The organism is Streptomyces sp. NPDC005878 (assembly GCF_040629815.1).
GTDB lineage: Bacteria > Actinomycetota > Actinomycetes > Streptomycetales > Streptomycetaceae > Streptomyces.
In genome coordinates this window covers 80195-100703 of the sequence record NZ_JBEXWK010000031.1, presented here as the reverse complement: position 1 = coordinate 100703, position 20509 = coordinate 80195, and the positions used below count along the sequence as shown (strand labels likewise).

The 20509-nt window shown below is 70.5% G+C and carries 19 protein-coding genes and 2 pseudogenes; 12 read left to right on the top strand and 9 right to left on the bottom strand.

What is annotated here, in order from left to right:
* Positions 1–532: 532 nt before the first annotated feature.
* The 3 genes from ABZ404_RS32555 to ABZ404_RS32545 all read right to left on the bottom strand — a co-directional run bounded on the left by ABZ404_RS32555 (position 533) and on the right by ABZ404_RS32545 (position 3094).
* The gene (locus ABZ404_RS32555) at positions 533–928 is read right to left on the bottom strand and encodes a hypothetical protein (protein WP_358831151.1); all 396 of its coding nucleotides are present in this window, start codon (positions 926–928) and stop codon (positions 533–535) included.
* Positions 929–1101: 173 nt separating this feature from the next.
* On the bottom strand, positions 1102–1317 hold the full coding sequence (locus tag ABZ404_RS32550) for a hypothetical protein (protein WP_358831150.1): 216 nt from the start codon (positions 1315–1317) through the stop codon (positions 1102–1104).
* Between the two features lie 637 nt (positions 1318–1954).
* Positions 1955–3094 carry a helix-turn-helix domain-containing protein gene (locus tag ABZ404_RS32545; RefSeq protein WP_358831149.1) on the bottom strand — a complete coding sequence of 380 codons (1140 nt, stop codon included), beginning with the start codon at positions 3092–3094 and terminating at the stop codon, positions 1955–1957.
* Positions 3095–3180: 86 nt separating this feature from the next.
* Here ABZ404_RS32545 and ABZ404_RS32540 point away from each other — a divergent pair, with 86 nt between their 5' ends.
* The 10 genes and pseudogenes from ABZ404_RS32540 (at position 3181) to ABZ404_RS32495 (ending at position 14138) form a co-directional block, all read left to right on the top strand.
* Positions 3181–4239: a ferredoxin reductase gene (locus ABZ404_RS32540; RefSeq protein WP_358831148.1), complete on the top strand. Its 1059-nt coding sequence runs from the start codon at positions 3181–3183 to the stop codon at positions 4237–4239.
* A 7-nt stretch (positions 4240–4246) separates the two neighbouring features.
* Positions 4247–5365, top strand: a complete 1119-nt coding sequence (locus ABZ404_RS32535; protein ID WP_358831147.1) for an acyl-CoA desaturase — start codon at positions 4247–4249, stop codon at positions 5363–5365.
* Positions 5365–5538: pseudogene (locus tag ABZ404_RS32530) on the top strand (transposase); the annotation flags it as partial. The gene ABZ404_RS32535 and the pseudogene ABZ404_RS32530, both read left to right, overlap by 1 nt.
* Before the next feature lie 187 nt (positions 5539–5725).
* On the top strand, positions 5726–8962 hold the full coding sequence (locus ABZ404_RS32525) for a BTAD domain-containing putative transcriptional regulator (RefSeq protein ID WP_358991195.1): 3237 nt from the start codon (positions 5726–5728) through the stop codon (positions 8960–8962).
* Between the two features lie 115 nt (positions 8963–9077).
* Positions 9078–9302 (top strand): hypothetical protein, encoded by a 225-nt coding sequence (locus ABZ404_RS32520; protein ID WP_358991193.1) that lies wholly within the window; start codon positions 9078–9080, stop codon positions 9300–9302.
* A gap of 124 nt (positions 9303–9426) precedes the next feature.
* Positions 9427–10344, top strand: coding sequence for a Crystal protein ET79 (locus ABZ404_RS32515; protein ID WP_358991190.1), 918 nt, complete (start codon positions 9427–9429; stop codon positions 10342–10344).
* 56 nt (positions 10345–10400) lie between these two features.
* Positions 10401–11276, top strand: a complete 876-nt coding sequence (locus ABZ404_RS32510; protein ID WP_358991189.1) for a ribosome-inactivating family protein — start codon at positions 10401–10403, stop codon at positions 11274–11276.
* Between the two features lie 220 nt (positions 11277–11496).
* Positions 11497–12477 carry an L-threonylcarbamoyladenylate synthase gene (locus tag ABZ404_RS32505; RefSeq protein ID WP_358836205.1) on the top strand — a complete coding sequence of 327 codons (981 nt, stop codon included), beginning with the start codon at positions 11497–11499 and terminating at the stop codon, positions 12475–12477.
* Between the two features lie 92 nt (positions 12478–12569).
* Entirely contained in the window at positions 12570–13208 is a 639-nt protein-coding gene (locus tag ABZ404_RS32500; RefSeq protein WP_358836204.1) for a hypothetical protein, read from the top strand.
* A 342-nt stretch (positions 13209–13550) separates the two neighbouring features.
* The gene (locus ABZ404_RS32495; RefSeq protein ID WP_358836203.1) at positions 13551–14138 is read left to right on the top strand and encodes an RHS repeat-associated core domain-containing protein; all 588 of its coding nucleotides are present in this window, start codon (positions 13551–13553) and stop codon (positions 14136–14138) included.
* Positions 14139–14918: 780 nt separating this feature from the next.
* On the opposite strand, the gene ABZ404_RS32490 is transcribed toward ABZ404_RS32495, so the two are convergent.
* A complete protein-coding gene (locus ABZ404_RS32490) occupies positions 14919–15581 on the bottom strand; it encodes a helix-turn-helix domain-containing protein (RefSeq protein WP_358991186.1) in 663 nt (220 codons plus the stop codon).
* Between the two features lie 139 nt (positions 15582–15720).
* Between ABZ404_RS32490 and ABZ404_RS32485 the strand changes: the two genes are divergently transcribed.
* Positions 15721–16713, top strand: a complete 993-nt coding sequence (locus ABZ404_RS32485) for an alpha/beta hydrolase (RefSeq protein ID WP_358836201.1) — start codon at positions 15721–15723, stop codon at positions 16711–16713.
* 373 nt (positions 16714–17086) lie between these two features.
* On the opposite strand, the gene ABZ404_RS32480 is transcribed toward ABZ404_RS32485, so the two are convergent.
* The 5 genes and pseudogenes from ABZ404_RS32480 to ABZ404_RS32460 form a co-directional block, all read right to left on the bottom strand.
* A complete protein-coding gene (locus ABZ404_RS32480; protein ID WP_358836200.1) occupies positions 17087–18103 on the bottom strand; it encodes an NADPH:quinone oxidoreductase family protein in 1017 nt (338 codons plus the stop codon).
* Positions 18104–18148: 45 nt separating this feature from the next.
* On the bottom strand, positions 18149–18514 hold the full coding sequence (locus ABZ404_RS32475; RefSeq protein ID WP_358836199.1) for a MerR family transcriptional regulator: 366 nt from the start codon (positions 18512–18514) through the stop codon (positions 18149–18151).
* Between the two features lie 103 nt (positions 18515–18617).
* Positions 18618–18719: pseudogene (locus tag ABZ404_RS32470) on the bottom strand (dehydrogenase); the annotation flags it as partial.
* Between the two features lie 52 nt (positions 18720–18771).
* Positions 18772–19041, bottom strand: coding sequence for a hypothetical protein (locus tag ABZ404_RS32465; protein ID WP_358836198.1), 270 nt, complete (start codon positions 19039–19041; stop codon positions 18772–18774).
* A complete protein-coding gene (locus ABZ404_RS32460) occupies positions 19038–19895 on the bottom strand; it encodes an alpha/beta hydrolase (RefSeq protein WP_358836197.1) in 858 nt (285 codons plus the stop codon). The genes ABZ404_RS32465 and ABZ404_RS32460 overlap by 4 nt, the downstream gene beginning before the upstream one ends.
* Before the next feature lie 100 nt (positions 19896–19995).
* On the opposite strand from ABZ404_RS32460, the gene ABZ404_RS32455 reads away from it, so the two are divergent.
* On the top strand, positions 19996–20406 hold the full coding sequence (locus ABZ404_RS32455; protein WP_358836196.1) for a helix-turn-helix domain-containing protein: 411 nt from the start codon (positions 19996–19998) through the stop codon (positions 20404–20406).
* Positions 20407–20509 lie beyond the last annotated feature (103 nt).

Below are 20509 nucleotides of genomic sequence, written 5' to 3'. Positions count from 1 at the left end.
TACCAGTTCTTCAACTTCGGCGTGCGGTCCTGCCTGGACGAAGGAAATGGGCGCCCCTACCTCTTCCACGAAGAGGGCTGCAACCCCGGCAACCGATACCAGGGCTGGGCGCTGCGCTAGACCAGCGTTCTCCTCCGGCGGGACGTCTGGCCGGGGTGGGCTGGCCGACCGGCCACCAAGCATGCCGCGAGCGCCTCGGACGTGCGGGAACAAGGATCTGAGGTCTTTGTCTCCGCACGTCCGGTGCACTACCCCCTGGGGGAGGAGGCAAGGGGATCCCACAACGTGCCTCCGCCCCACGAAGGCGCGCATCGTTTAGCGGTCCCGCCCGCCGCTCCCATCGTGCTCGGTGAGAGGGCGTCTGGCTCTGTTCACGAGAACGGGTTCAGGCTCAGGTTCTGTGGACCGGCCACGCTGCGTCACTGATCGGTGCGTGGGGGCGTGGCCCCAATGTGAGCTCGGCGGGTAGCTGGAGCTCCCAGCTACCGTGACGGGCGCTTCAGGGGCGCGGTCATCCCGGAAGGCTGCGCAGTCAGCGTCGGCCGCCGCCGCCGCCGATGCGGCGGTCGTCGGCCAGTGCGGTAAGCGGGCCGAACTCGCGGGCAAGCTCGTTCCACGTCAGAACCTCGCCACAGCGGGCCGGGAATTCCTTCGGGTTGAACTCGGGCATGGTCCAGGTGCCAGTGCCCCGGTCCCGCAGCCACAGGTCCCCGTCACCGTCGACCACAGTCGGCGGGACCGGTACGGGCTCGGCCTGTTCGATGGGCTCCCAGGTGATCCGGCCGGGGTGGGAGACGCGGCGCAGCTCGGTGGTGGCCAGCCGCGCGGCCAAGTCACGGGTTGACTCTTCGGCGTTCTTGACCGACTCGAGCCGGAATGCGTCGTCAAGTACGGGCAGGGCTGGATTCTTGCTGCGCTTTGAACTCATACGCTGACTACCTCCGGTGGGGGGCGTCACATCCGTTATGGCACCCCGTAGAGGGACACGGTATCCGAGGCGGGAGCCCGGCCGACTACGACCACTGTCCAGATGGCACACCGGGGCGGTGGGGCTGGGCGGTGAGCTGGTCCTGGACGGGGCGCGACCCGTGGTGGTAGCGCTCAGATAGGACGGTCCGGGTCCGAGAAGGTGGGGTCGGCGGGGGCGAGCGGGCGTCGGGCCGGGGAGGGTGCGGGCTCGGGCTCGCCGGGCGGCTGGCGGAAGTCGGCGCCCTGCTCGACCGGCATCAGTCGGCGCCCACCCGCCTGGGCGGGTACGGGAGCGTCGGAAGCGGGCTCGGAGAAGGCGGGCAGCGAGAGTGGTCGACGGTCGTTCATGATCCCTAGTCTCCCAGGTCCGGCCCTGCGGGTTGAGCCAGGCCGCTATCAGCGGTGATAGTGCCCTGGCCCTGGCCCTGCTTCTGACCCTGGCCAGCAGGGCCAGGCTGGTCGTTTCAGCTCACCAGAACAGAGCGGTTAAGCCACTGCTACCGCCGGCGAACCGGCCCGGACCGCGCGGCCGGCGGCACACTGGCGGGTGACCACGATCCCCTTGTGGACCGGGTCCAGAAACCTGCACGCTCAGACCCTGACGCCAGCGCGTGCGGCCAAACCCGTCCAACCTGGCTGCGGCCGCCCACCCGGTTCAAGGAATAGGCGTTCGGCAACCCATCACGACCTGGGACGGGTCGTCGCAACTGGCGAGTCGTACACCAGACCCGCCCATCACCAGAAGGGCACCTAGCCCGGCCGACTGGACAGACACGACGCGGCGAAGGATGCGGCGTCCGCTGGGACGATTCCTCGGGCAAGGCTCGCTCGCCATCGCCACCCCCCTCGTTCAGGACGGCTGGGACAGCACGCACATCCGCCGTGACGGCACTGCGCCCTGGAACGTGCTGTGGCAGGTGCGCTCCGCAGCGAAATGAGGGCACGTTCGCCGCTCCGGACAGGGTCGTGGACGTCGGGGCATGCGTCAGCTGACCTGGAGACCGAGGGCAAGCGTCAGCTCAAGGACGCGGTGCGGCGATGCGAGTTCCGGAAACAGCTCTCGCAGCTGTGACATCCGGTACCGGACGGTCTGGGGATGGACGAACAATGCCGTTGCCACCTCCTCCCGCCTGCCCTGGTGCAGCAGCCACGCCCGCAATGTCTCCTCCAGCCGCCGCGCTGTCGCGGCAGGCAAGGTCCGCAGGGGTGCGAGGGCTCGGGCACGCAGGTCTGCATACGCCTCCGCGTCGGCGCTCAGTACCAGCTCGGGCAGGTGGTCCTCCGTGTCGCGGATGTCGGAGGAGAGGGAGCGTGCGCGTACGGCTCGTGCGTACGAGGCGGACGCACGCGTCCATGGCCGGGGCGGGCCGACGACGGCGGCGCGGTGGTTCAGCTGTCTCAGGAGATGTGCCCGGTCGGCATCGGGGACCAGTAGCACGCCCCAGGCGTCCGGCAGATCGTCGAGAACGAGCGTGTTGGGGTTGAGCGTGCGGTAGGCAGGCCGAGCCTGAGCGGCGGGCAGCAGCACCGCGGTCAGCGACACCGGAGGATGCCACCCGGCCCGTTGCGCGGAGGCCCTCAGCACGTCCGGGCTCGCGTCGGCGAGGAGGTCGCGGGCCAGGTGTTCCAGGTGGCGCTCGTGGGCCCGGCCCTGGGCGGCCAGCTCGTCGGCGTGACCCGCGGCGCTCGCGGCGGAGAGCTCGTCGATGTAGGCGAAGGTCAGCTCGGCGAACTTGGCGACCTCGGCGGCGGGCAGCCCCGCGGGTACGGCACCCGTGGCCAGGCACCGCCAGGCCACGCGGGCGCCGACGCGGTAGGCGCTGAGCAGGGCGTCCATCGAACGGCCCTCGCGGACCTCGCCGCGGCCCAGCTCGTAGGCTGCGTCACCGGCGTCGCCACCTGTGGCATTGCCGCTCGCGAGGTCCAGGTAATGCCCCAGGGCCGTACGTACGGCGCGGCGGATGATGCCGCCCATGCGGCCCGAAAGGGCGTTGGCATAGGAAGGAACCTCATCGATGATCGCCTGGACGACCTCGTCGGCGGTGGTCTTCAGCGCGGCCCGCAGCGCGGTGACCGTCGTCTCATCCAGGGTCAGTTCGCTGGCTCTCCGGATAGCATGGTTCATGATTTGTTTCCTGCGAACAATTCAGCCGAACAGATTCACGTCCTTCGGACAGGACTTTACGCCCTGAGGCGCATCAAGGTGGAGTCATGACGAGTGCAGCCCTCCGCGGCAGGGCGTGGAAACTTCTGGAGATGGTCACGACGCCGCTGCTGCCGTCGGACTACCTCGACCTGTTCAGCCCGCTGCGTGCGGGCGCTGAACTGCGCGGGCGCATCGAGGCCGTGCACCCCGAAACGGGTGAGGCCGCGACCCTCGTGATCAGACCGGGGCGGGGGTGGCGCGGCCACACGGCTGGTCAGTATGTGCGGATCGGGGTCGACGTCGACGGGGTACGCCTGTGGCGTGCCTACTCGCTCACCTCGCCCACGGACCGCCGGGACGGCCGCGTCACGATCACCGTGAAGGCGATCCCGGGCGGCAAGGTCAGCAACCACCTGGTCCGCAGGGCGAAACCGGGCACGCTGATCCACCTCGACCAGGCGACCGGTGACTTCGTGCTGCCGGAGGCCACACCCGCCAAGGTGCTCTGTCTGACGGCCGGCAGCGGCATCACACCGGTGATGGGCATGCTGCGCGACACCGAGTTCGACGACGTCGTCATGGTCCACTCCGCACCGCAGCCACAAGACGTGATCTTCCGCAACGAGCTGCACGACCTGGTCGCGGACAAGAAGCTGCGCCTCACCGAGCTGCACACCGACACGGACGGCATGCTCGACATCGCCCGCCTCGACGAGCTCGTGCCCGACTGGGCCGAGCGGGAGACCTGGGCTTGCGGGCCCGCGGGCATGCTCGACACCGCCGAGGCGCACTGGATCGAGCACGGCGTCCAAAAGCGCCTGCACACCGAACGCTTCCGCCCCAGCATCGTCGTCTCGGGGGACAGCGGCGGCGAGGTCACCTTCCGCACCACCGGCAAGACCGTCGACGCGGACGGCGCCACGCCGTTGCTGGACGTCGGCGAGGAGGCCGGCGTGCTCATGCCTTCCGGGTGCCGCATGGGCATCTGCTACGGCTGCGTCACACCGCTCAAGGCGGGGGCCGTCCGCGACCTGCGCACCGGCGAGATCACCGAGGCAGAGCCGGGCGTCCTCATCCAGACATGCGTGTCCGCTGCGGCGGGCCCCTGCGACATCGAACGGTAGGAGCACTTTGACCGCCATCGACCCCACTGCCCACCTGACCGCGGAGCAGATCGAGGAGCTGGGCCGCGAGCTGGACGCGATCCGCGACGAGGTGATCGCAAGCCGCGGTGAGAAAGACGCCGCCTACATCCGCAAGGTCATCTCCGCGCAGCGCAAGCTCGAGCTGGCCAGCAGGGGCGTGCTGCTGTTCTCCAAGTTCCCGCCCGCGTGGCTGCTCGGCACCGCCGGTCTGTCCGTGGCGAAGATCATGGACAACATGGAGATCGGCCACAATGTCCTGCACGGCCAGTGGGACTGGATGCGGGACCCGAAGATCCACTCCACCACCTGGGACTGGGATCACGTCTCGCCGGCCGAGCAGTGGAAGCACTCGCACAACGAGCTGCACCACACGTACACCAACGTGATCGGCAAGGACAACGACCTCGGTTACGGCATCATGCGCGTCGACGAGGACCAGGAGTGGCACCCGCTCCACCTCGGCCAGCCGTTGTGGAACTTCCTCAACGCCTGCTTCTTCGAGTACGGCATCGCCGCCTACGACCTTGAGCTCGGCGACAACCTGGACAAGCACCGCCGCAAGGACCCGGAGTTCCGTGCGCGGGCCAAAGCCGTCGGCCGTAAGATCCGCAAGCAGGTGCTCAAGGACTACGTGATCCACCCACTGCTGTCGGGCCCCTCGTTCCTCAATACGCTCGCCGCCACGTTCACCGCGAACCTGGTCCGCAACATCTGGTCCCACTCGGTGATCATGTGCGGGCACTTCCCCGAGGGCGTGCAGGTCTTCGAGCGCCGGTCGATTGAGCGCGAGACGCGCGGCCAGTGGTACCTGCGCCAGATGATGGGTTCGGCGAACATCAGCGGCAGCAAGGCCATGCACTTCATGACCGGCAACCTGTCACACCAGATCGAGCACCACCTGTTCCCGGACCTGCCGAGCAACCGGTACGCCGAGGTCGCGGTGAAGGTGCGCGCGCTGTTCGAGAAGTACGAGCTGGACTACGTCACCGGGCCGCTGCCCAAGCAGGTGTTCTCCGCGTGGCACAAGGTCTTCCGGCTCTCGCTGCCGAACAGGAAGCCCAAGGTCAAGACGCCGGACCGCGTGCAGGAACTCGTCGCGGCCTGATTCCCGGTGCTGGTTCGGATCTTTCGGCCCTACCGCTTCATTCCTGGACGACGGATTCGACGTGGGAGCGGATAGCGCCGCTGTTGCTGGGTGCTGACGGGCGAGGGCGTCCGTGGCCGGATCATCGGCAGGTGACCAACGGGGTGGTGTGGCGGTTGCGGACCGGTGCCCCATAGCCTTCCGGCGCCAGGGCGGCCGCCGCAGGCCTGATCCCGCCCGAGGGCCGCGCCCGGGCCGGGGACTGAGGCGACAGGCTGACCTGGCCGTTTTCAGCCAGGGATGCGGCGGGTTCTCGCTCTGTGACAACCTCCGGTCACTCCCTGTCCTCTTCGGGTTGCAGGCAAGCACGGAGGAGGCGCGGTGGAGTTCAGGCTGTTGGGGACGGTGGGGATCGACACGGAGTCGGGCGGGCTGGCGCTCGGCCCGCCCAAGCGGTGCAGTCTGCTGGCCGCCCTGCTGTTGCTGCCCAACCGGCCCGTTCTCCTCACCGCCCTGGGCAAGGCGCTGTGGGAGGGCGAGCCACCGGCTCGGGCGCGCTCGGTCGTCCAAGGCCACGTCTCCCAGTTGCGCGCCCTCATCGCGGAGGCCGGCGGTGCCGCACACGGCGTGGACCTGATCACCCACACCGGTGCCTATGAACTGCGTACCCCGCCCGTCAAGGTGGACAGTGCACGCTTCAAGGAGCTGGTGCGCCGGGCCAGTGCCCTGCCGGACGCCGCCGAGGCGGTGCGTCTGCTACACCAGGCGCTGGCGCTGTGGCAGGGCCCCGCCCTCACGGGGACCACCGCCGGCCCCCTGCTGCTGGACGCGGCCCGCGCGCTGGAGGAGGAGCGCGTCGGCGCGGTGGAGCAATTGGCGGAGGGGTATGCCCGGCTGGGCCGGCACGAGCGGGCGGCGGCCGAGCTGAGCGCCGAGACGGCCGCCTACCCGCTGCGCGAATCGCTGGCCGCCGCGCTGGTCCTGGCCCTGCACCGGTCGGGCCACCGGGCCCAGGCCGTGGAGCGATACCACCACACGCGCAGACTGCTCGCCGAGGAGCTGGGCGTGTGCCCCGGCCCCCGGCTCGCCCGGGCATTCGAAGAGGTGCTGCGCGACGAGCCGCCGCCCCCGCCCCGCGAGCGACCGGCCCGGGCGGCGCGCGCTGAGACCTCGGCGCAGGCGGCGCGCGTGAGGCCCGCAGTTGCGGAGGCGCGCTTCGAAACCCCGTCCCCGCCCACGCGTCCCGTAGTCCCGACATCGTGCCCTGAAACCCCGGCCCCGGCGCCGTGTCCCGATCCCTCGTCATCGCTACCCGAGCCCCCGGCCCCGGCGCCGTGTCCCGAGTCCTCGTCATCGCTACCCGAGCCCCCGTCACCGGCGCCGTGTCCCGATCCCTCGTCATCGCTACCCGAGCCCCCGTCACCGGCGCCGTGTCCCGATCCCTCGTCATCGCTACCCGAGCCCCCGTCCCCGGCGCCGTGTCCCGATCCCTCGTCATCGCTACCCGAGCCCCCGTCCCCGGCGCCGCGTCCCGAGCCCTCGTCCCCGCCACCCAAGACCCCGGCGCCCGCGGCGGGCCCCGACGCCCCGTCCCCAGCGGCGCGTTCCCAGCCTCCGGCTCCGGCCGAGCCGCCATCCGCCGCAGCGATGATGTCCCTCCCCGGTGCCCACACCGGCCGGGGCGCCCTGCCGCGGCCCCCGGGCGGCTTCACCGGCCGTGCCGCCCAACTCGCCCGGCTGGACGCCTTGATCGCGGAGGAATCACCGGTGTGCCTGGTCACCGGCCCCGCGGGCGTCGGCAAGACCGCACTCACCGTGCACTGGGCCCACCAGAACGCCGACCGCTTCCCCGACGGCCTGCTCTTCGCCGAACTGGGCGGCTTCGGGGCACGCGGCCCGGCGGACGGCGACCTCGTGCTCCAGAAGTTCTTGCGACGCCTGGGCGTCGCCCCCGAGCACGTCCCGGACTCGGCGGAGGGCGCCGCCGTGCTCTACCGCCAGCTGACCGCGGACCGCCGCCTCCTGGTGGTACTCGACGACGCGGGCTCCTCCGCGCAGGTACGCCCGCTGCTGCCCGCCGGAGCCGGCTGCGTCACGCTGGTCACCTCGCGGGACCGGCTGGGGGGCCTCGTCGTCTCCGAGAGCGCCCGGCCCGTACCGGTCGACGTCCTGGACGACGGCGACTCCACGGCGCTGCTGGTCTCCGTACTCGGAGCGCGGCGCGTCGCCGCCGAGCCCGGCGCCGCCCGCCGTCTGGCCGGACTGTGCGGCGGACTGCCACTGGCCCTGCGCGTGGTGGCGGCCCGCCTCGCCTACCAGCCGGACGCCTCCCTGGAACGGATGGCCGCACAACTCCTGGACGGCAACCGGAGACTGGCCCTCCTGTCCGTCGACGACCAAGGGCCGCGCGCCGCGCTCGGCGCCTCCCTGCGGCACGTCGCGCCCGAGGACCGCCGGATGCTGTACGCCCTCACGTCGCACCCGGGCGGGCGCATCGACCTCCACGCGGCGGCCGCCCTGGCCGGTACCACCCAGGAGGCCGCGCTGTGCGCGCTCGACGCCCTGGCCGGCGCCCACCTCGTGGTGGAGGGGCGCGACGGCGACTGGTCCCTGCACGACCTGGTCCGCCTGTACGCCCGCACCGCAGGGGAGGGGGCGGACGGGGCCCCGGCCGGGCCGGGCACGGACAGTGCGCTGCGGCGGCTGGTGGACCTGCTGCTGCACACCTGCCTGGCCGCCACCGAGACAGCCGAACCGGGTTCCCAGGCGTGCTGCGTCCTGCCGCCGGGAACCTGGCTGCCGTCCTCCCACGCGGAGTTCACCTCCCGGTCCCAGGCCCTGGACTGGTACGCCGATCAGCGTGAACTGCTCGCCCGGACGGTCACCGCGGCGCGTGCCGAGCACCTGCACGCCCAGGCCTGGCGGCTGGGGATCCTGCAGTGGCCGCTGATGGTCCTGCGCCCGCGCGACGAGTGGTGCCCCCTGCTCACCGACGCGCTCGACTCCGTGCGGCGCGACCCCCACGCGGCCGGGGCGGACGGCGAGTCGCGTGTCCGCGCGCTGCTCGGCTGGCTCTTGATCGAGCAGGGCCGGCTGCCCGAGGCCCTGAGCTGCCTGGAGCCAGCGCCCGCGATGGCCACCCATCCGGTCTCCGAGGCGACGGCCCGGATCAACCTCGGCATGGCCTACGCCCGGGCGGGAGAGTCCCGGCCCGCGCGTACCCAGTGTCTGCGCGCGCTGGCGCTCGCGGTCCGCTGCGGCCATCTGCCGACCCAGCGGCTGGCCCTGCAGCATCTCGCCAGGTTCGCCCTCGATGGCGGGCGCCCCGAGCAGGCGCTGGCCCACGTTCGGCACGCGTTGACGCTCACTGGTGAGGAGGAGGTCGTCGGGCGGGCGTGGCTGCACCTGCAGAGCGGGCAGGCTCTGTGGGACCTCGGGCGCATCGCCGAGGCGCTGGCGGAGCTGGAGGAGTCGGCGGGGCAGGCGGAGGCGCACGGGCTCGACGATACGGCCGGGCAGGCCCTGGAACTGCTCTCGCGGATCACCGGCGCCGGGGAATACGCCGAGCGCCGTGCGGCGCTGGCGGCCAGGGCGGGGGAGGGGAAGCGGCGGGCGTGAGCGAAGCGTCAGCGGTACGTCGGTGAAACGTCGACGGGCAGCGAAAGGCTCGTCACGTCCCTGACAGCCACAGCCGCACGCGGCTCACACCGAACGGTGGACCTGGCTCATGCGCATGAGAACGACCGCTACCGGATCCCTGCTCCTGGCAGCCCTCCTGCTCGGCGGCGCCGCCGCCCAGTCCGCGCAGGCGGCCGACTACCGCTACTTCGGCGGGCACTACAAGACGTACGACTCCTGCCGCGCGGCGGGTTCGCTCAGTGTCGGCATGGGGCTGTTCAGCCGCTACGAGTGCGTGGACAACGGGCGCGACGAGTTCGACCTGTACTACGTGAACTGATCCCCGGGCCGGGCCGGTCACCCGGCCGGCCCGGCGGCCGCCCGTCAGCGCGGCACGTCGGCCCGGCCGGCGCCCCGCCCGACTGCGGCGCCCCCCAATCCTCTCCTCGGAAGGCATGTCGACCATGTTCGTACGCTCCCCCCGTCCCACCCGCCGTCCCGCCCGCCTGCGGACCCTGGCCTTGGCCGTGACCGCTCTCGCCGGTGCCGGTGCGAGCCTGGCCCCGGCCGCGCAGGCCGCGACCGCCGCCCCCGCCACCTCCTCGGTGTCCGCTGGCGCCGGCGCGTCCGCCGACGTCAGCGCGTCCTCCGCCCGCAGCGTGGGCGTGGCCTTCAGCAACAGCACCAACCAGCAGCTGATCCGCACCTACTCCAGCCTCTCCCACGGCTGCTGGGACGACGACAACCTCCCGCCCGACTACGTGGCCAAGCACACCAGCCCCTCCTGGGGCAGCCACTCCTGCGGAATGCTCACCGGCACCGAGGGATACACCAACTACCGGATCGCGGGCACCGCGGACGAGGTGCGAATGCACTGGAACAACCCGTACTCCGGCCGCAACGGCTACTGGTGCGACGCACCGTCCGGCTACCAGTGCTCGATCAGCGGTGGCAGCGGCAACAACGCCACCGTCCGCATCACCCTCACGGGCGGCCCCGCGACGCTGAAGGCATCCGCCGTCGCCGCCGCCACCCCCGTGCGCAGCACCGCTGTCAACCTGCTGAACGACTCCGGCCGTGCGCTCGTGCGGACCGGGGCGAGCCTGTCGCACGGCGTCTGGAGCGACAACTCCCTGCCGGCCTCGCTCATCAACCCCGGCGCCAGCGGCTCCTGGAAGAGCGAGTCCTCCGGCTTCATGACCGGCACCGAGGGACGGGCCTCCTACATGATGTCGGAAGGCGGCATCGTCTCGATCAGCTGGAACAACCCGTTCTCCGGCGGCAACAGCTACACCTGCAACGTGCCCACCGGGTTCGCGTGCGACCAGTCGGGCGGCGGCGGCAAGAACGCGCAGGTCACCTTCCGGATCCGCACGGCCTGACCGGCCGGCCGCCCCAGGGCGGCCCCTTCGACGCCCTCCCTCTCGTAAGGAACACCATGCGCAAGGAAATACCCGCTCTCCTGCTCACCGCCGCCCTGCTCACCGGCGTGGCGCCCGCCGCGCAGGCCGCCGACGGACACGCCTCTGTGGCGACGGCCGCCGCCGCGGTGGGGCCCCAGGCGATCCAGGCACCGTACATCTGGGACCTCACCCAGACCGACGACGCCTCGGTCCGCACCACCTACGGCCGCGTCATCGCCGGACTGCGCACAGCGGTCGGCCACCACCTCCCAGCCGACCCGACGCTGCTGGAGACCAGCGCGAGCCCCGACATCGTGACGCTGCGCGTGCAGCTCCCGGGGAACCGCTATGTCAGCCTCCACTACACGGCCGACAACCTCTACCTGCGTGGCTTCTCGGTCGAGGGCGGGGACGTGGTGCAGTTCGACGACTTCGACCTCGGCCGCCAGATGGGCCGCTCCTCGCGCATCCTGCCGTTCAACGGCCGGTACGGAACGCAGCAGGGGCACCTCGAAGCCAACTCGTCCGTCGACCGCGCTCATCTCACCTTCGAACGTTCCACGCTCGTCTCCCAGTTGAACGACCTCTACGACTTCGCGAACAGGTCGGGCACGGCGGACAACCGGAGGGTGGCCACGGCCGCACTCACCATGGTGACCGCGACGTCCGAGGCGGCCCGTTTCCGGCCGGTGTACGAAAGCATCCTCAGCGCGATGCCGGACGGCGGCGACCGCGGCCGCCAGTCCACCGACAACATCGCGCTGGAGAACGACTGGAGCGCGCTGACGGGCTTCACCCGCCAGCTGCTCCGGGGCGAACAGCCGCAGCCGCGGACCGTGGGCGGCCGTACGTTCCGCAACATCCGGGACATCCGCAATGTCCTGGTCATGCTCCTGTCGACCAAGCGCTGATCCCCCCGGTTCCGGCGGGACCGCTCCGGGCCGCCCGCGAGGCGGGGGGCCCGGAGCGGAGCTCCGGCGGGGCCTTGCGGGCAGGAGCTGGTCCGCACCGCCCCGCGGGGCTGCCCTTGGCGGGTGCGGGCTCGACGACGCCGCGCACGCACCGCGACACCCGGTGCGGCTGCCTCCCCTGGTTCGATCATGAACGAGGCCGGTCCCCGACCCGCCTAGGATGGGGAGGGTGAGCGCAATCGACATCGACCAGGCGGCCGCCGTGCTGCGCGCCGGCGGCCTGGTGGCCCTTCCGACCGAGACCGTCTACGGTCTGGGCGCCAATGCCGAGGACCCCGCCGCCGTCTCGCGGATCTTCCAGGTCAAAGGCCGCCCTGCCTCCCACCCTCTGATCGTCCACATCGCCGGCGCGGAACAGCTGGACGCGTGGGTGAAGGATGTGCCTGAGGCGGCCCGCCTGCTGGCCGAGCACTTCTGGCCCGGACCGCTCACGCTGGTCCTGCGGCGCGGTGCCCGTGTGCCGCTGGAGGCGACCGGTGGTCTGGAGACGGTAGCTGTGCGTGTGCCGGACCATCCGCTGGCCCTCGCGCTGCTGGAGGCGTTCGGCGGCGGCATCACGGCCCCGTCCGCCAACCGCTTCGGCTCCGTCAGTCCCACCACCGCGGACGACGTCCGTGCCGAACTCGGTGACGCCGTGGACTTCGTGCTGGACGGCGGCCGCTGTGAGGTCGGCGTCGAGTCCACCATCGTCGACGTCACCGGTGACACCCCCGCCATCCTCCGGCCCGGAGGGGTGGCCCGCGAGGACCTCGAAGCGGTGCTGGGCCACCCCCTCACCGTCCCGGCGACCAGCGGCGTCCGCGTGCCGGGACAACATCCGTCCCACTACGCACCGAGGGCGCGGGTCGTCCTCGTCGAGCCTGAGAAGGTCATCGCCGAGGCGGAAAACGCTGTCGGCCTGGGACACCGGGTGGGCGTCTTCCTTCCCGCCGCCTTCGCCGGGGCGCCCGTGAAGGCGCACGCCGTGGTGGAGGTCCCCGTCTCGATGGCCGCCCACGCGCGCGGCCTGTACGCGTCCCTGCGCGAACTCGACCAGAAGGGCTGCGACGTCATCGTCGCGTCCTTGCCGACGGAGGAGGGGCTGGGACTGGCGATCGCCAACCGGCTCCGTCGCGCCGCGGGTCCCCGTACCACCGTGTGACCACCACCGGCGCCACGGCCGGCCGGCGCCGTGAAGCTCCGGACCGACGCACTTGACCCGCCTTCCCCGGTCGGCGTGATTCCGGTTCCTGCGTGCCCGGCACGGCGCTGGACGCGGCCCAGGGCCGGATCTTGACCGTTGTCAGGGGTGCCGAAGAGAATCAGCGCGAGCAGAGGGCACGGAACGAGAAGCAGGGACGTTATGGCGATCCAACTCCGCAACACCGCCTGTGCGCACCGCCGTTCGAGACCCGCGGCGTCATGACCGGCCGCCGGATGAGCATATGGGCGACGGGCGCGCTGCTGGTGCTGGCCGGGTGCGGGGGAGGAGACGGCGCCGAGACGCCAGTCTCCTGGAAACGCCCCTGCGACATCCTGCCCAAGGCAGTGGTGGAGAAGTCGGTCGGCATCGCGCTCGTGGCGGCCGATTCGCAGGAGTCGACCGGGTACGAGTGCCGTTACCGCCCGCCGGACACCGCCAAGGACTTCTGGACGGTTTCCTTCAGGTCGGACACGTCCGGAGTACTGTGTTCCCCGCCCACAGCACAGCCCGCGCCGGAGATCGACGCCGAGGCTTACAAGCTCGACGACCAGGGGCGCATCGTCGTCGGGGGCCCGTACCACGGCCACTGCCTGCGTATCACTGGCTACGGCAGCCGCATCAGCGGGTCCCAGGTCACCGTCGCCTCCGCCACCGGCCTGCTCCGCACGGCCCGGGATCGCATGGAGTGACGCGTGGCCCCCAGGCGGGCCCCGACACCGCTGCCTGGACGTCTCGCGGCGGATGACCGCTGAGCCGCCGACACCCTGCTTCGCGCTCTACGAGCCCTCCTCTACGCAACGGGATGTTCAGCCACATCTAAGGGCGACACCATTCCATGCTGTTAACGCATGTTGGTCACAGTGCTCGATGCCGGCTGTGCTCGCAGGGGTGGCAGTGAACCGGACACCCGCGGTGCGGGGCCGCGTCCCCGCACCGCGGGGAAAGACACAGCAGCGGCTTCCTGCGTTCCCTGTGGCCCCGGCGGCGTGGGCATGGGATTCAGCCGCGAACCCCTGGGAACCCTCAACTCCATGACGAATGGAGCCAGTTCGCTGTACTACCTCACTGACGTGCTTGGCGCTGGCACCGCGCTCACCGATAGCACCGGCACGAAGGTTCGCAGTTACACCTACGCCCCCCGGGGTGCCGACCGCACGGCCACGGAAAAGACCCCGCAGCCCTACCGCTCTGCCGCCGGCTACAAAGACCCCACGGGCGTTTACCACCTCGGCGCCCGCTGCTACGACCCCACTCTGGGCCGCCTTATCCGGCCCGGCCCCTCCGGCCAGGAGAAGCACCTTTACCTCTACACCGAGGGTGACCCCGCCATCCGCCCCGATCCCCAGGGGCTGGTCAGCCTCGGCGGCCTGACGGACGCGCGGGGACCGGTCGGTGACGTGATCACCGGCGCAGCACATGTGGCTCAAGGTGATACACAGGGCTTGTGGGGTTACGTCAGCGGTGTAGTGGCAGGCGGCCTGACCTTCACCGCCTGCGCCAGTGTCGCAACTGTGACAGCACCCGCCACGCGTGGTGGTTCCTTGGCGGCCTCTGTGGAGTGCTACGCGATGGGGTGGAGCGCCGGCCACATCGCATCAAATCTGGTCAGTGGCGACTGACACACCCTCAGCCGAGGGCCGGGAGCCGTGAGCCCGGTCCTCGGCCAGCCAGCAAGGAGAGTCACCCATGCCCCGAACCGGATGGTCCGTTGAGCAGCGCGCAGGAGTCCATAGGTGGATGCAATTTTCCACCGCCTTCTTTGTTATCGGTGTGCTTCTATCGATATTTCTGATCGCCACCGGGAGCGGGGGAGGCTGGGGTCTCCTTGTCTTGCTTGTTTGCATCTACGGGGCCGCATTCCTGTACGTGAAAAACCTCAAGGGGAATCAACCGGATTAGCGGCGAACAAAGAATCTCCGAGTTGAACTCACGATCGCTGTTCCCTGCGGCGATGCGCGCAGTCCCGCGAGAGAGGGGGAGGCTGGCGCGGAACTGGCACACGCATCCCCTCCCGGCCACGCAGGCCAACGCTGTGCGCCCGCCGGGGGCTCGGCTGCCCGGGCAGGACGGGGCGCCGCCCGCAGCTCCGCGGGGAGGCTGCGGACGAAAGCCGTCAGGGCTGCGACCAGGGAGCACCGTGGCAGCGGGGTGGGTCCCACATCCTCGTGGTGATGGTCCTGGACACAGGCCGGGACACGTACTGGCCTCACCGCAGGCAGCATCGGCGCCCCCACGCCGTCTCGTGCGCTGGGCCCGGGTCGTAGGCGGGGCTGGGTGAGGAGGCGCTGCGACCACACATCAGCGTCCTCATCCGGTTCGGTGAGCCAAAGGTCAGTCGTTGCCACCACCGGCGAAGCGGGATGACGTGGGGATGGAGACCGAACGAAGCAGCGCGGTTGTCAGCGACAAGGCAACGCGGCTTGCCCCAGCCGCTCACCCGCAGCCCGTCTGTCACCAGCCCCGCGAGCAGCGGGTGGAGAGGTGCGCGGCCGTAGGCGCTCGCCCTGCGGTCCGAACATGATCAGGTACTCGACCGGACCGCCGGGGCTGGAGTTCGCCACCCCGTGCGGAGTGCGGGTGTCGAACTCGGCAACGTCCCCAGGGGTCAGGACGAGGTCGTGGTCGCCGAGCGCGAGCCACAGGCGTCCGTACAGGACGCACAACCACTCGTAGCCGTCGTGGGAGACCTGACGGGGCCGCGCGGGCGGGTCCTCGAGGGCGGGCAGGACGTGCTTGTGGGCGTGCAGGCCGCCGACGTACCGGGTCAACGGCAACACCGCCTTGTCGTCGCCGAAGCCGAGCGGCGCCGTAGCGCGCCGCTCGGCCGTGGGGGAGGGTGCTGAGCCGGCCAGCTCGTCCAGGGAGACGCCGTACTCCTTCGACAACTGCAGCAGAACCTCCAGCGTGGGCGTGCGTCGGCCGGTCTCGATCCGTGACAGCGTGCTGGGCGAGATACCGGTCGCGCAGCTGACACCGGCGAGCGTCGCGCCGTGGCGCTCGCGTGCGGCCCGCAACCGGGGCCCCATCGCGGCCAGCGTGCCGTCCACATCCTTGACTGCCACCTTCCACGCTCCTTCGTGCCCTGCCGCTTCACCGCTCTGTCCTGCAAGGTTGCCAGAATGGCAAGGGTGATCGCGTTGGGCGGGTGCTGCGCCGCATGATCGATGGGCAGCCGCGTCGTCGCGAACCGAGGAGAAGTCCATGCAGTCCGAGTCGTCTGCCGCATTGCGCCACCGCACCGTTAAGGCTCCGGCCGGGCGCCTGCACCTGGTCGAACAGGGCACCGGCCCGCTGGTCCTGCTCGTGCACGGTTTCCCCGAGTCCTGGTACTCCTGGCGCCGCCAGCTCCCGGCCCTCGCCGCGGCCGGCTACCGGGCGGTGGCGATCGACGTGCGCGGTTACGGCCGCTCCTCCAAGCCGGAAGCGGCCGCCGCCTACCGGATGCTCGACCTGGTGGAGGACAACGTCGCCGTCGTGCGCGCCCTCGGCGAAAAGGACGCGGTGATCGTCGGCCACGACTGGGGCTCCAGCATCGCCGCCGCCGGCGCGCTGCTCCACCCCGGAGTCTTCCGCGCCGTCGGTCTGCTGAGCGTCCCCTACGCGCCGCCCGGCGGCCCCCGCCCCACCGAGATCTTTGGCCAGATCGGCGGTCCCGAGCAGGAGTTCTACGTCTCCTACTTCCAAAAACCCGGCCGCGCCGAGGCGGAGATCGAGCCCGACGCCCGCGGCTGGCTCGCGGGCTTCTACGCCGCCCTGTCCGCCGACACCATGCCCGCCCAGGACGAACCCGACCCGCACTTCATCACCCGCGGCGGCGGCGGGCGGTTGCGCGACCGCTTCCCCACGGGGGTCCTGCCGGCCTGGTTGACCGAGGACGACCTTGACGTCTACGCCGGGGAGTTCGAGCGCACCGGCCTGACCGGCGCCCTCAACCGCTACCGCAACATGGACCGCGACTGGGAAGACCTCGCCCCCCACCGCGGAGCCCCGATCAAGCAGCCGTCCCTGTTTATCGGCGGCACCCGGGACGCCTCGACCACCTGGATGTCCGACGCCATCGACGCCTACCCCACCACCCTCCCCGGCCTGACCGCCTCCCACCTGCTGGAAGGCTGCGGCCACTGGATCCAGCAGGAGCGCCCCGACGAGGTCAACCGCCTGCTGACCGACTGGCTCGCCACCCTCCAGGGCTGAATGAGGCGGTGGACGGCGTGTGGACGGAAGGCAGGGGCAGCGCACCACTCGGGGGTCCCCAGGGCGTCGGGGCCCACCAGCTTGCCGGTATTCCGTCACCCGTATACCGCGCCGGTCACACCTCATCTGCCCCTGCCGACATCGTGCTTCAAGGGTCCGTATCTGCGCGAACCGGAAATGGATTTGCCGATGTCCGGCTCCGCCTTCGCCCAACGGCTCCGTACGTTCCTGGAGGCGGCCGCCCACCGGCCCCCCCGTCCCGGGTTCCTGCCGGCCCGCCCTACTGCTTCAGCTTGCGGCCTCCGCCGGCACCGGCCACGACGCAGCCGCCCCTCGGGGGACAGTGGAGCATTGCGGTGAAGCACAGGCGTGCCTAACGCCAGGGATCGAGGGCGAGCTTGCCCTCGGTCTGGCCCGCTTCGAGTTGCTGCAGCACCGCTCGCCCCTCGGCCAGGGAATGAATGTGGGGAGCGCCGGGCGCGTACACCCCGTGGGCGATGAGTCTCTCGATTTCGACGAGCAACGACTGGTAGATGGACGGGGCCGCGACGGCCAGCGCACCGATGTGCAGACCCTTGACCTGGACCTGGTGGGTGAAGACGAGGTCGTGTGTGGTCAATGTGGCGTCGCCGGAAGCGGCGCCGAACACGACGATGCGTCCGGTGAAGGGTTTGGTGACCGACAGGCTGGCCTCGAACGTGGCCTGTCCCACCGATTCCAGGACCAGGTCGACTCCGCCGGTGAGGCGGGTGATCTCCGCGGCCAGATCGGGGTGTCGGCTGTCCAGGACCTCGTCGGCGCCGAGGGCCTTGACGGTGTCGTGTTTGGCTGGTGACGCCGTGGTGATGACGCGTGCACCGTAGTGGCGGGCGAGGCGGACAGCGGCTTGCCCCACTCCGCCGGCCGCGGCATGCACGAGCACCACCTCACCCCTCTTGATCTCACCCAACGGCTTCAGTGCCGCCAGCGCGGTGGCCCAGTTCAGCACGAGACCGAGGGCTTGGGCGTCGCTCCAGCCGGAAGGCACGGGAAGCACCCCTGCGGCTGGCATCGTCATGTACTGCGCGAAGGCGCCCGGACCGGCTCCGACGACGTGGGCGCCGAGTGGCAGCGGGCTCTGGACGTCGGGGCCGACACCCATGATCTCGCCGGCGGCCTCGAAGCCCGCCACATAGGGTGCCTGCGGCCCGCCTCCGTACGTTCCATGGGTCTGCATGACGTCAGCGAAGTTGACGCCGGCGGCGCCCACGCGGATCAGATACTCGCCGGGTCCCGGGGTGGGGCGGCGCTGATCGGTCGCGATGTCCAGACCCTTCGGGCCCCGGTGCGACCGCTGGACCAGTGCTCGCATCGTCTGTTCGGCGCTGTTCTGCTGCTCGTTGATCTCCATGCACCGAACGTAGGAGCCTGACACTTGTGTCAAGGTCAACTGGCGTCAGAGATCAGCACGGCGGGCCTCGCGAAGGTAGGCGTCGAGTGCCGCCTGCTGATCGCTGAGAATCGCTATACGTGCGGCGAGCCGATCTCGATGGCTCTGCACCTCGTGCAGGAACTCCGCGCACACCACATCCGTGCCAATATCAGACTCCTCAGTGAGGCTGGGCAAGAACTCCCTGATCAACCGCACGGGCAGCCCGGACTCCAGCAGCGAGCGGATGACGAGCACGCGGTCGATCGTGGATTGGCAGTAGTCGCGGAAGCCGTTGCTGAATCGGCCGGGGACGATCAAGCCCTCGTCTTCGTAGTGCCGCAACGACCGGGCACTCACACCGCTGACTCTGGAAGCTTCGCTGATCTTCATACCCGGACGTAACGCCCGAGGGCACCGCGATCTTCCGACATTCATGGCTACGACGAAGTGAAGACCTGCTCGGGCGTCACCAACCTCATGTCCCGCAACAGCAGGCCCCGGCGACAGCGCGGTCAATGCCGGAACTGCCACCGTTCACCACGGAGACCTGTCTGTCCACCGAGAACAGTTCGGAGAGGTAGGTCTGCGATGTCATGGCCAGGGCCGCCAAGGGACGGCGGCGCAGAACGGTTCGTATTTCGGTCCGCTCATCCTGCCGATGCCGATGCCGATGCCGATGCCGATGCCGTTGCCGTTGCCGAGCGCCGCGGCGCCATGTGTGCCGCACGGAATCGCAAACGCACTTCCCAGCGCGGCGCGGGTTCTTTGAGTAACTCGCCAAGATGCTGGCACGTCAGGCCGCCGAAGGCAGGACGCGACATGGACACGTTGGCTTGCTTGATGTTCACACTGGCCGTCGCGTGCTCCGCTTCGTCGGCCGCGTCGCCACCGTGATCCTTGAGCCCCGTCCCGATCACTTGGGTAGATCGACGGAGAGGAAGGGCGAAAGGAGCGCGAACAATGCGTCGGGGCGGTCGAGGGGGATGATGTGGCCGCAGTCCTGGAGATGGTGTCCGACCAGGTCATCGGTGTGGGGACGGAGTTGGCGTTCGAGCCCCGTGCCGATGGGGTCAGAGCCGACGGCCATGGTGGGCATGGTCAGCCGTGCCGTCGCGACGGCCTCCTGGATCTGCTGGGCGCTGGTGAGCAGAGCCCGGTAGCAGGAGAACGCGCAGCGAAGGGCCTCGCTCCCGGTGTACGCGTGGACGAATGCCGCACGGACGTCGTCGGGTACCCCTCGCCCGAGTGTCCCCGAGTCGAGGAACCAGTCGATGTAAGCGGCCTCGTTGCCGGCCAGGACGGTTTCAGCGAGGCCGGCGACGGAGTGAAAGCCGAACCACCACGGGGCACCGCCCGCGGCGACGTGCTCTGCTCCGGGCAGGCGGCCGAGCAGTGCTTCCATCACGACCAGGCGCCGGACACGGTGGGGCCGGCGCAGCGCGAGCAGGACGGCGGGGGCCGTGCCCGCGTCGATGCCGACCACCGCTGCCGAGGGCTCGCCGAGTGCGTCGAGCAGCCCTTCGGCATCGGCGGCCAGGGTGCCCGCGTCGTAGCCGTCGACGGCACGTGCACTGGCACCGAAGCCGCGCAGGTCCGGGGCTATGACCCGGTACTCCCCGGCCAGTCGGCTCATGATGCCGCTCCAGAGTTGCCAGGTGTGCGGGAAGCCGTGCAGCAGGAGGACCGCAGGTCCGTCCCCCGCGACTGCGACGTTGAGTTGGACGCCGTTCGTCACGATGCGGCGCAGGTGGTGTGCGGTGGTCGCGGGCATGATGATTCCTCCATCTGGTTACCATTGGTGACCACAGAACGGTAGGTAACCGCCTGGCCGCTTCCAAGACGGCACTTTCAAGGAAGGTGGTGAGCCACAGGTGACCACCAGAGGAGCCCGGGCCGCCGGTCGTGGGGTACGCGGCGATCTGTTCGATCCTCAATGCCCGACGCGGCAGTTGCTGGACCGCATCGGTACGAAGTGGATGTCCATGGCTGTCAAGACGCTCGCCGATGCCGCACCGGACGAGGTGCGCTTCGCGGAGCTGAGACGCCGGATGCCCGGAGTGTCACAGAAGATGCTGTCCGTGACGCTGCGAAGCCTGACCCGCGACGGGCTGGTGTCGCGCCGGGTCGAACCGACCGTGCCACCGCGGGTCTTCTACCGGCTCACCGGACTCGGGCTGTCCCTGGAAGTCGCGCTTGCGGGGCTGCGGACCTGGGCGGAGGAGCACATGGCGGAGATCGACCGCGCCAACGAAGCCAGTGGCCAGGAGGGCGATCGGGGATAGGCGGGCCGATTCCGTGCTCAGTACTGATGGCTCCGGTACTGGATGCAGCCGGCGTCGCCACCCTGGTATCCCGAGAAGGTGGAGGGGAGGCCGTCGATGCAGT

What these genes read in the sequence shown, in the direction of transcription:
- ABZ404_RS32555 (WP_358831151.1), bottom strand. Translation starts at nt 928, where the DNA reads ATGAGTTCAAAGCGCAGCAAGAATCCAGCCCTGCCCGTACTTGACGAC.
- ABZ404_RS32550 (WP_358831150.1), bottom strand. Translation starts at nt 1,317, where the DNA reads ATGAACGACCGTCGACCACTCTCGCTGCCCGCCTTCTCCGAGCCCGCT.
- ABZ404_RS32545 (WP_358831149.1), bottom strand. Translation starts at nt 3,094, where the DNA reads ATGAACCATGCTATCCGGAGAGCCAGCGAACTGACCCTGGATGAGACG.
- ABZ404_RS32540 (WP_358831148.1), top strand. Translation starts at nt 3,181, where the DNA reads ATGACGAGTGCAGCCCTCCGCGGCAGGGCGTGGAAACTTCTGGAGATG.
- ABZ404_RS32520 (WP_358991193.1), top strand. Translation starts at nt 9,078, where the DNA reads ATGAGAACGACCGCTACCGGATCCCTGCTCCTGGCAGCCCTCCTGCTC.
- ABZ404_RS32515 (WP_358991190.1), top strand. Translation starts at nt 9,427, where the DNA reads ATGTTCGTACGCTCCCCCCGTCCCACCCGCCGTCCCGCCCGCCTGCGG.
- ABZ404_RS32510 (WP_358991189.1), top strand. Translation starts at nt 10,401, where the DNA reads ATGCGCAAGGAAATACCCGCTCTCCTGCTCACCGCCGCCCTGCTCACC.
- ABZ404_RS32505 (WP_358836205.1), top strand. Translation starts at nt 11,497, where the DNA reads ATGGGGAGGGTGAGCGCAATCGACATCGACCAGGCGGCCGCCGTGCTG.
- ABZ404_RS32495 (WP_358836203.1), top strand. Translation starts at nt 13,551, where the DNA reads ATGACGAATGGAGCCAGTTCGCTGTACTACCTCACTGACGTGCTTGGC.
- ABZ404_RS32485 (WP_358836201.1), top strand. Translation starts at nt 15,721, where the DNA reads ATGCAGTCCGAGTCGTCTGCCGCATTGCGCCACCGCACCGTTAAGGCT.
- ABZ404_RS32480 (WP_358836200.1), bottom strand. Translation starts at nt 18,103, where the DNA reads ATGGAGATCAACGAGCAGCAGAACAGCGCCGAACAGACGATGCGAGCA.
- ABZ404_RS32475 (WP_358836199.1), bottom strand. Translation starts at nt 18,514, where the DNA reads ATGAAGATCAGCGAAGCTTCCAGAGTCAGCGGTGTGAGTGCCCGGTCG.
- ABZ404_RS32460 (WP_358836197.1), bottom strand. Translation starts at nt 19,895, where the DNA reads ATGCCCGCGACCACCGCACACCACCTGCGCCGCATCGTGACGAACGGC.